This is a genomic window from Pseudoalteromonas sp. SG43-4 (assembly GCF_014164325.1).
Classification (GTDB): Bacteria; Pseudomonadota; Gammaproteobacteria; order Enterobacterales; family Alteromonadaceae; genus Pseudoalteromonas; species Pseudoalteromonas distincta.
The window spans coordinates 18857-28794 of the sequence record NZ_JACJFB010000031.1 but is presented as its reverse complement, the minus strand read 5'-3'; the positions used below and the strand labels follow the sequence as shown (position 1 = coordinate 28794).

The following is a 9938-nucleotide window of genomic DNA, read 5'->3' as shown; positions in this document are numbered from 1 at the left end:
TCAGCTTTAGCTGGCTCTTCGGTGGCTACTGGCGTTTCAGCTTTAGCAGGCTCTTCAGTTGCTACTGGTGTTTCAACTTTAGCAGGCTCTTCAGTTGCTACTGGTGTTTCAACTTTAACTGGCTCTTCAGTGGCTACTGGCGTTTCAGCTTTAGCCGGTTCTTTAGCTTTTACTGGCTCTTCTACAGCTTCAACTTTTGCTAAGTCTTCAACCGCAACGGCTTGTTCAACTTGTTGCGACGCATCTACCGGTGTTTCTTCTGATTTCGCTTTAAGTTCTGCTTCGTATTCTGCAGCAGCTTGATCAGCAACTGGAATAAATGCAGGGGCTTCATCAGATTTAACTTCTGCTTCACCTTCAGGGCGACGACGACGTTGACCAGATGCACGAAGATGACGAGGAGAACGACGTGAACGTGTACGTGTTTGCTCTTGTTCGTCTTCAGTAGTTGCTGTTTCATCGTTAGAATCAACAACATCAACTTTCTCTTCTTTAATGTGAGCTGTTTTTTCTGCCGGAGTTTGCTTTTGCTTTTCTACAGCAGGAGCTTGCTCTTGAACTTGTGGAGTTTCAGTTACAGCCGTTTGCTCAGGTGCTTGCTCTGTTGAGTTAGCTTGCTCAGCTTTTTCATCTTGCAGACGTACTTTTTTACGTATGTTACGACGTTGACGGCGAACTTTAGGCTTCTGCTCTTTAGGCTCTGCAGCTTGTGCTGGCTTAGAATCAGTTTCTACTTCCGCCTTTGCAGGGGCTTCAGTTTTAACTTGATCTTTTTCTTGGTTTTTATGCTCTGGGCGCTTACGAGAGTTAGGATTACGACGGCGCTTGTTGCGGTTCTCGCTTCTCTCTTGAGTCTCGGTGCTTGCTGCTGAGTCAGTTTTAGCTTCCTCTTCAGCGGCTGGACGCTCATTGCGCGGCTTGTTAGTGCGTGGGTTATTATTACGACGACGTTGATTGTTATTACGACGACGATTATCGTTACCACGACGCGCATTGTTGCGCGTTTCTTGCTGCTCTTTTTCTACAGCTTCTTTTTTCTCTTCTTCAGATTCACTTGCAAATAACGACTTAAACCAATTACCAATAGCAGCTAGTAAGCCACCTTCAGTTTTAGTGTGTGCTATCGCAGCAGGTTCTACGGCTTTAGCTGGCGCTGCTTGTGGAGCAGGAGTAGAAGGCATTACCACGCCTTTTAGCATCGGCTCTTCACGGACTGGCGTACTTGGAGATTTTGACATCTCGAATACTTCAGGCTCCGGTGCAACAACTTGTCCGTAACTTACAGTTTCAAGTGTTTCGTCTTTACGTAAGCGCATAACTTCATAATGTGGTGTTTCCATATGTTGATTTGGAATAATCACTACGTCACATTTATGATGTTTTTCAATGCGATGAACACTACGACGTTGCTCATTTAATAAATAAGCGGCGACAGCAACAGGCACTTGTGCATTTACTTGTGCTGTATTGTCTTTAATTGCTTCTTCTTCAATTAAGCGAAGAATTGAAAGTGCTATTGATTCGTTTGAACGAATAGTACCTTGGCCACTACAACGTGGACATGGGCCTTGGCTTGCTTCACCTAATGAAGGACGCAAACGCTGGCGCGACATTTCAAGTAAACCAAAGCGTGAGATTTTACCAATTTGAACGCGAGCACGGTCTGGGCGCGCTGCATCTTTTAAACGATTCTCTACTTCACGTTGATGGCGTGGAGGAGTCATATCGATAAAGTCGATTACAATTAAACCACCTAGGTCACGAAGACGTAATTGACGTGCAATTTCATCGGCCGCTTCTAAGTTTGTATTAAGTGCTGTCTCTTCAATATCGCCGCCTTTAGTTGCCTTAGACGAGTTGATATCAATAGATGTCAGTGCTTCAGTAGGGTCAATTACAATTGAACCACCAGAAGGAAGACGTACTTCACGCTGGAATGCAGACTCAATTTGGCTTTCAATTTGGTAATGTGTAAATAAAGGAGTGTCACCTTGATAAAGCTTAACACGGCTCATAAAGTCAGGACGAAAACGCTCAATGTGCGCTTTAGCTTCTTCAAAAACACGAGGTTTATCAATTAAAATTTCGCCAATGTCACGACGTAAATAATCGCGTATTGCGCGGAAAATCACGTTGCTTTCTTGGTGAATCAAAAACGGTGCTTTAGCACTATCGGCTGCTTGTTTAATTGCATCCCAATGTACTAATAGTGCTTTTAAATCGTAGTTAAGTTCTTCAAATGATTTACCAACACCCGCTGTACGAACGATTAAGCCCATACCTTTAGGTAGTTCTAAACGACCTAAAGCTTCTTTAAGTTCAGTTCGCTCATCACCTTCAATACGACGAGAAATACCGCCAGCACGAGGGTTATTAGGCATAAGAACTAAATAGCTACCAGCAACACTGATAAAAGTAGTTAACGCTGCGCCTTTTTGGCCGCGTTCTTCTTTATCAACTTGTACTATTACTTCTTGACCTTCTTTTATTACGTCGCGAATGTTAGGGCGACCATGAAAAGTGTAACCTGCAGGGAAGTAAGTACGTGCAATTTCTTTTAAAGGAAGGAAACCATGGCGGTCGGCACCGTAATCAACAAATGCTGCTTCAAGAGATGGTTCAATGCGAGTGATTTTGCCTTTATAAATATTGGCTTTTTTCTGTTCGTGACCTGGGCTTTCGATATCTAAATCATAAAGGCGCTGGCCATCAACCAGTGCTACGCGCATTTCTTCTTGCTGCGTTGCATTGATTAGCATACGTTTCATATTGTTACTCTACTTATTTATGTCGCTGACATGACGATGTTTTTCTCGCCTGTTCAGTTGTCCCTATTTTTAGAATGTGCAGCCTCACGACTGGGTCTTTAACGGAACGGCTCTGTATCTCGTATGCAGTATTTTAAATGCTGGCAAACAATAGCGATTATTACCGCTATTAAATTCTTAATGGTGCTAAAACTGTCGGCTTTTCAGCTACGTTTACAAGTTTTACCCAGAAGTCGGCCTGTCATATTAATCTTACTAAATATCATTCATATTAGGCGCGTAGGGCTCATTAAGTTGGTGAGCAATACATACTGATGTATCGCTAATATCCGTTTTAAGAGCAAAAATCGCTGCCGATGTTAATGAACGCTTATTTATTAGATTTTTTAATTCTAAATAAGCTGCTGTACGGTACTACAATAATTGAGCTAGTGCTGAACGACGTTTTTTACGTCGTCACTATCAGACAAATTATCTGTTCATTGCTTTCTCTAGCACATTAAAAATCGCTTCATGTTCAAACTTAACCAGCAATATATTACGCGCATTGCCGTTAATTGATCGCACGTGTTAACTGAGGAGGCATAAAAGCTTTGGAAAACTTAACTCGGATCTGTATGATCGGCTACCCAGAATGTGCATCACGAATGTTTTAATGTGTTAAAAAGCACCGTTGTTATTTGCAAATACTAAATATTTGCGCTGCTGATTATCCCACTATTATTACAGTGTTAGCAACTAAATTATTTTACTTAAATTAGTGATTAGGCAATGTCAGAAAAAAACGACTTACAAGTAACTTATGTCACGATCAATGAAGACCATTTAGGTCAGCGTATTGATAACTTTCTTATTACCCATTTAAAAGGGGTGCCTAAAAGCGCTATTTATAAACTTTTGCGCAAAGGTGAGGTACGCGTTAATAAAAAGCGTATTAAGCCTGTATATAAACTACAGCTTGACGATGTACTGCGTATTGCACCTATCAGAGTTGCTGAGCGTGAAGAGTTTGTACCATCAAAGTTAGACAAAGTAACTCGCCTAGAAAACGATATTTTATTTGAAGATAAATACCTTATCGTCATAAATAAACCTTCAGGTATGGCTGTTCATGGTGGCAGTGGTTTAAGTTATGGTTTAATTGAAGCGCTGCGCGCGCTTCGCCCAGAAGAGCGCAATCTTGAGCTAGTTCACAGGCTTGACCGTGATACATCGGGCTGTTTACTTATTGCAAAGCGCCGTTCGGTGTTAACAGCATTGCATGAACAGCTTCGTGAAAAAACCATGGAAAAAAATTACTGGGCACTTGTAGAAGGGCAGTGGGACTCTAAAACTAAAAACGTTACCGAAGGGCTGCGTAAAAATACACTTAAATCGGGTGAACGCGTAGTACGTGTAGATAACACTGAGGGGAAGCCTTCGCATACGCGTTTTAAAGTACTTGAACGTTTTAACGATTGCTCACTTGTACAAGCATCTCCTGTTACAGGACGTACGCACCAAATTCGTGTTCATACGCAATGTAAAGGTCATCCTATCGCGTGCGATGATAAATACGGTGACCAGGGATTTGATGAATCTATGCGTAAAGTTGGGTTAAACCGTTTATTCTTACATGCACACGATTTAAGTTTTTATCATCCTAAAAACGAAACAACGATGCGTATTGAAGCGCCTCTTGATAAAACGCTTAAAAATACATTACTAAAATTACGAGACGCAAAACAGTGATTGCAGTGACGCCGATTAAAAAATATAAGCTCGTCATTTTTGATTGGGATGGCACCGTTATGGATTCAGTCACTAAAATAGTTAACTGTATTCGTAGTAGTGCTGAGTCACTTAATTTAGTGGCGCCAAGTGATTTAGCAATTAAAAATATCATTGGTATGTCGCTTGAAAAAGCAATTGATGTTTTATTTCCCAATAATGCCGCGCAGCATCAAGCGCTAATTAAGGGGTATAAACACCAATATAGTGTTGATACCACGCCAACTCCTGTATTTGATAATGTTGTTAGCGTTTTAGGTGCCTTAAAAGAGCAGGGCATTGTTTTAGCGGTTGCAACAGGTAAAGGTCGAGATGGATTAGAGCGTTTGCTTGATCAAAGCCAACTTAGACATTTTTTTAGTGCAACACGTACAAGCGATGACGGACTGTCTAAGCCGTCTGCGGATATGCTGTATCAATTACTTGAAGAACTTGGCATAAGCGCTCAAGACGCTGTAATGATTGGTGACACTCAAATAGACATGACAATGGCAAAAGCTGCAGGCATGGATAGAATTGGCGTAACAATGGGTGTACACAACGCACATCAGCTAAATAAGCTTAGCCCTGTTGCAATGGTAGATAATTATCTGCAATTGCAACAGGTTTTGCTTGGCTAATTTATTTAACTAGAACTTGTTTTGAGCGGTAAGCACATCAATACCAAACTCAGCCAGTAATTGGCTGAGTTTAATTAATGGTAATCCAATTAAGCTATTAGGATCGTCTCCGCTTAGTTTTTCAAATAAACAGATACCCAACCCTTCACTTTTAAAGCTGCCAGCACAGTTATAAGGCTGCTCTGCGTCGCAATAAGCACTAATTTGTGCATCACTTAGGGTTTTAAACGTCACATTAAAAGGTTCTACGCAGGTTTTTTTTGTTCCAGTTACAATATCGTAAACACAAAGCCCAGTTAAAAATGTTACAGTATTACCGCTAAATAAATTTAGTTGTTTTAGAGCATTTTGTTTATTGTGCGGTTTACCTAAAATTTGATTGTTAAACACAGCGACTTGGTCTGATCCAATTGCTAACCCTTTTTTAAAATGTTTATTAGCTGCTGAGGCTTTTAACTCACTTAAACGCTTAACCAGTTCAGTAGGTGTTTCGCATTCAAGTGCTGATTCGTCAACGTCGGGTGAAAACGTATCAAAGGGTAAATTAAATTTTTGTAATAAAGACTGCCTAAAAGGCGAGCTTGACGCTAAAATGAGTGGAAGCTTCATGGACTGTTTTCCTACGATAATTCAGATTGAGTTAGGATAAATCAGATCCGAGAGTAAAACACGTTAAAAACCAAGTAAAAATGGTTTTTTACTTTGACTAACAAACTAACTATCTATATGATGCAGCCCCTATGCAAAAGGTGAAAATTCCCATCACTCTTCATCCAGGCAAAGCAGCGCAGCACCGTTTAAAGTATGACGGAATTGTACCGCTTGAAAAACTTACTCGTTTAGAGAAAGTTGTGCAGGAAGAAGTAGGTGAAATAGCGGTAAAAATACATTGCAAAAACGATGATCAAGGTTTCGCTGTGATTAGAGGCAATTTGTCCACACATGTTACTGTCATTTGTCAACGTTGTAATGGTGATTTAGGGTTGGATTTGGTTCAAGACTTTGCATATTCACCAGTAGGTGAAGATACAGAGTTAGATATTTTTCCTGAAGACTACGACGAAGTAGCACTTGATGAAAATGGTGAAGTTAACGTTTTTGATTTAATTGAAGACGAACTAATTTTAGCAATTCCATTAGTGGCTACCCACAACGAAGCTTCATGCAGTTATTCAGCAAAGCCTGCTAGCTTTGGTGTATTAAAGGCGGAAGATGATAAACCTAATCCATTTGATATTTTGAAACAACTTAAGAAAGATTCTTAGGAGAAGACTATGGCTGTACAAAAAAGCAAAAAGTCTCGTGCAAGACGCGGCATGCGCCGTTCACACGATGCGATCAGTGGTCCAACTTTAACTGTAGATCAAACATCTGGTGAGACTCATCGTCGTCACCATGTGACTGCAGATGGTTACTACAAAGGCGTTCAAGTAATTTCTAAATAAGAGATTACTTATATGCTGAAAGATCTAACCATAGCGTTAGATATGATGGGGGGCGATTACGGCCCCCGTTCATCTATTCCTGCTGCCGTTCATGCGGTAAACGCTCATGCCAATTTAAGTCTCATTTTATGTGGCAATGAAGACGTTATATCTAAAGAACTCGAATCCCTCGATTCTTTATCTCATCCAAGACTCATAATTCGTCATTGTAGTGAAATAGTCACTAACGCCTGCGAACCTGCAATTGCTGTACGTTCAAAAAAAGATTCATCTATGCGTGTTGCCCTTGATTTAGTTAAATCGGGCGAAGCTCAAGCGTGTGTTAGCTCAGGTAATACCGGCGCTTTATTTTTTATGGCTCACTACGTATTAAAAATGCTGCCAGGTGTTAAACGTGCCGCACTCATTTCATCTGTTCCTACAGAAAGCCAAAACCCAGTATATTTACTCGACTTAGGTGCTAATGTGCACTGCGATGCGCAAATGCTGTATCAGTTTGGGATTATGGGCTCTGTAGTTGCTGGCCAAGCACTTGGCTGCGATAACCCTCGCGTTAGCTTATTAAATATTGGCGCTGAGGACATTAAAGGCCACGACGATATTAAACAGGCTGCACAATTAATGCAGCAAAGCCCACATATTAATTACATTGGTTACAGCGAAGGAAGTGATATTTTTTCTGGCAAGGCTGATGTTATTGTATGCGAAGGGTTTGTGGGTAACGTGGCGCTTAAAACATGCGAAGGCATTGCCAAGCTTATTATGAATAAGTTTACAGCTGCACTCGAAAAGCACCTTATGTATAAATGTATGGCGTTTATATTGCGTCCAATAATAAAAAAACTCTATAAAAGGGTGAACCCCGACCAGTATAACGGTGCTTCTCTGGTAGGATTGCGCGGTATTGTCGTTAAAAGTCATGGAAATGCGTCAGCTAAAGCATTTCAAGCAGCAATTGATGAAGCGGTAAAAGAGGTTGAACGTCAACTTCCTGATAAAATAGCCGCTATTTTCGAAAAAACACATTCTAAAGACACGGCGGTTAATCAATAATTGATGTGCCGTGTATTTCATTATTTATTTGTTTAATTAAAAAGAGCAAAGTATGGCACAAAAAATTGCACTTCTATTCCCAGGTCAAGGCTCGCAAAGCGTTGGTATGTTACAAGAGCTACTAGAGAGTTCTGACATTGTTAAAGCAACATTTGCAGAAGCATCAGATGCACTGGGTTACGACTTAGCAGAGCTAGTTCTTAATGGCCCAGAAGAAAAATTAAATCAAACTCATCGTACACAACCTGCATTATTAACTGCAAGTGTTGCTATTTACCGTGATTGGCTTGCAGCAAACCCAGATGCAGACGTTGTTATGGCGGGGCACAGCTTAGGTGAATATTCAGCACTAGTATGTAGCGACGTAGTAAGCTTGAGTGAAGCTGTTAAGCTTGTTGAAAACCGTGGTTTATACATGCAAGAAGCTGTACCTGCAGGCGTAGGTTCAATGGCTGCGATTATTGGCTTAGGCGATGAAGAAATAAAAGCGGCATGTGCTGCCTCAGCGCAAGGTGAGGTTGTATCTCCAGTTAACTACAATTCTCCTGGTCAAGTTGTTATTGCAGGGCATAAAGCGGCAGTAGATAGAGCATCACAAGCATGTAAAGATGCTGGTGCTAAACGCGCATTACCACTTTCGGTTAGCGTACCTTCACATTGTGAACTAATGAAGCCAGCAGCTGATAAGCTAGCGGTAGACTTAGCCGCTTTAACATTTAATACACCTAAGTGTGATGTAATTAATAATGTTGATGTAAAAGCTGAATCGACCGCTGATGCGATTAAAGATGCACTAGTACGCCAGCTTTATAGCCCAGTTCGCTGGACAGAAACAGTACAAGCCTTGGTTGCACAAGATGTAACGCAAAGCTACGAATTTGGTCCTGGTAAAGTATTAACAGGGCTTGCGAAACGAATTGATAAAGCAATGGTTTGTGGCTCAGTAAACGATGCCGCTTCAATCGCTGCAGCTAAATAAGAGTATATAAAATGTCTAATTTATTTTCTTTAGAGGGCAAAATTGTCCTAATTACTGGCGCTAGCCGTGGTATTGGTAAAGCAATTGCAACAACATTAGTTGCGCAAGGTGCAAAAGTTGCAGGCACTGCTACAAGCGAGTCAGGCGCTGCTAAAATCAGCGAGTACCTAGGAGACAATGGTAAAGGTTATGCATTAAACGTAACGGATCCTGCATCTATTGAAGCGACACTTGCCGCAATAAAAGCTGATTTTGGCGATATTGACGTACTTGTAAACAACGCAGGTATCACACGTGATAACCTATTAATGCGTATGAAAGAGACTGAGTGGGACGATATAATCGACACTAACTTAAGCTCGATTTTCCGTTTATCTAAAGCAGTACTTCGTCCAATGATGAAGAAAAAGAAAGGTCGTATTATCAATATTGGCTCAGTAGTGGGCACTATGGGTAATGCAGGGCAAGCTAACTATGCAGCGGCTAAAGCAGGCGTAATTGGTTTTTCTAAGTCACTTGCACGCGAAGTGGCATCACGTGGTATTACAGTAAACGTAGTGGCACCTGGTTTTATTCAAACTGATATGACTGATGATTTAACTGATGAGCAAAAAGCAGCAACACTTGCAAACGTTCCAGCAGGGCGTTTAGGCCAACCAGACGAAATTGCAGCTGCGGTATGTTATTTAGCATCTGACGCGGCTGCGTACGTATCAGGTGAAACTTTGCATGTAAATGGCGCGATGTACATGGTTTAATAACCATTGTACCCACATTGTTACTTAATAAAGTTAAGTAAGTTACCTCAAAAACATTGAATTATTTGTGAACTTGCTTTAAACATACTTGAAATCGCTGCGAAAATAAGCGATAAAAGACAAAACACACACTCAGAGGTTTGACCAGACAATTATTTATGGTCAAATCATTGAATCAGAGAATTATGCCGCGTAAACTACGCGGCAATCTGAAAATAACGCATCGGCGTTTTTAATAAAGGAAAGAAGAATGAGCGATATCCAAGAACGCGTAAAGAAAATTATCATTGAACAACTAGGTGTTAAAGAAGAAGAAGTTAAAAATGAATCTTCTTTCGTAGATGACCTAGGTGCAGACTCTCTTGATACTGTTGAACTAGTAATGGCTCTTGAAGAAGAGTTTGATACTGAGATCCCAGATGAAGAAGCTGAGAAGATCACTACAGTACAAACTGCTATCGATTACGTAACAGCACACGCTGAGTAATTAATCGCACGTTAAAGGCAGCATCCGCTGCCTTTAATTTTTTATATCCAAACCACCT

At 40.8% G+C, this 9938-nt stretch carries 10 protein-coding genes; 8 read left to right on the top strand and 2 right to left on the bottom strand.

The annotated features are described in order from the left end of the window. The coding region (rne, locus tag H5160_RS19525; protein ID WP_182738456.1) for a ribonuclease E at window positions 1-2768 on the bottom strand (2768 nt) is incomplete at its 3' end. Window positions 2769-3539: 771 nt separating this feature from the next. Between rne and rluC the strand changes: the two genes are divergently transcribed. Both rluC and H5160_RS19515 read left to right on the top strand, forming a co-directional pair. After that, complete coding sequence (gene rluC, locus H5160_RS19520) at window positions 3540-4499, top strand: 23S rRNA pseudouridine(955/2504/2580) synthase RluC (RefSeq protein WP_024596136.1); 960 nt, start codon at window positions 3540-3542, stop codon at window positions 4497-4499. Further along, on the top strand, window positions 4496-5158 hold the full coding sequence (locus H5160_RS19515) for an HAD-IA family hydrolase (protein WP_182738454.1): 663 nt from the start codon (window positions 4496-4498) through the stop codon (window positions 5156-5158). Before rluC ends, H5160_RS19515 begins: the two co-directional genes overlap by 4 nt. Window positions 5159-5167: 9 nt before the next feature. On the opposite strand, the gene H5160_RS19510 is transcribed toward H5160_RS19515, so the two are convergent. Further along, window positions 5168-5767 (bottom strand): nucleoside triphosphate pyrophosphatase, encoded by a 600-nt coding sequence (locus tag H5160_RS19510; protein ID WP_182694138.1) that lies wholly within the window; start codon window positions 5765-5767, stop codon window positions 5168-5170. A 131-nt stretch (window positions 5768-5898) separates the two neighbouring features. Between H5160_RS19510 and yceD the strand changes: the two genes are divergently transcribed. The 6 genes from yceD (at window position 5899) to acpP (ending at window position 9880) form a co-directional block, all read left to right on the top strand. Further along, window positions 5899-6423, top strand: a complete 525-nt coding sequence (gene yceD / locus H5160_RS19505) for a 23S rRNA accumulation protein YceD (RefSeq protein ID WP_007375269.1) — start codon at window positions 5899-5901, stop codon at window positions 6421-6423. A gap of 9 nt (window positions 6424-6432) precedes the next feature. After that, window positions 6433-6603 carry a 50S ribosomal protein L32 gene (rpmF, locus tag H5160_RS19500; RefSeq protein ID WP_002962381.1) on the top strand — a complete coding sequence of 57 codons (171 nt, stop codon included), beginning with the start codon at window positions 6433-6435 and terminating at the stop codon, window positions 6601-6603. Window positions 6604-6615: 12 nt separating this feature from the next. Then, entirely contained in the window at window positions 6616-7656 is a 1041-nt protein-coding gene (gene plsX, locus H5160_RS19495; protein WP_182738452.1) for a phosphate acyltransferase PlsX, read from the top strand. 52 nt (window positions 7657-7708) lie between these two features. Beyond that, window positions 7709-8635 carry an ACP S-malonyltransferase gene (gene fabD, locus H5160_RS19490; RefSeq protein WP_002962379.1) on the top strand — a complete coding sequence of 309 codons (927 nt, stop codon included), beginning with the start codon at window positions 7709-7711 and terminating at the stop codon, window positions 8633-8635. 11 nt (window positions 8636-8646) lie between these two features. Continuing rightward, window positions 8647-9393, top strand: coding sequence for a 3-oxoacyl-ACP reductase FabG (fabG, locus tag H5160_RS19485; protein WP_002962378.1), 747 nt, complete (start codon window positions 8647-8649; stop codon window positions 9391-9393). A 250-nt stretch (window positions 9394-9643) separates the two neighbouring features. Beyond that, window positions 9644-9880, top strand: a complete 237-nt coding sequence (gene acpP, locus H5160_RS19480; protein WP_002962377.1) for an acyl carrier protein — start codon at window positions 9644-9646, stop codon at window positions 9878-9880. Window positions 9881-9938 lie beyond the last annotated feature (58 nt).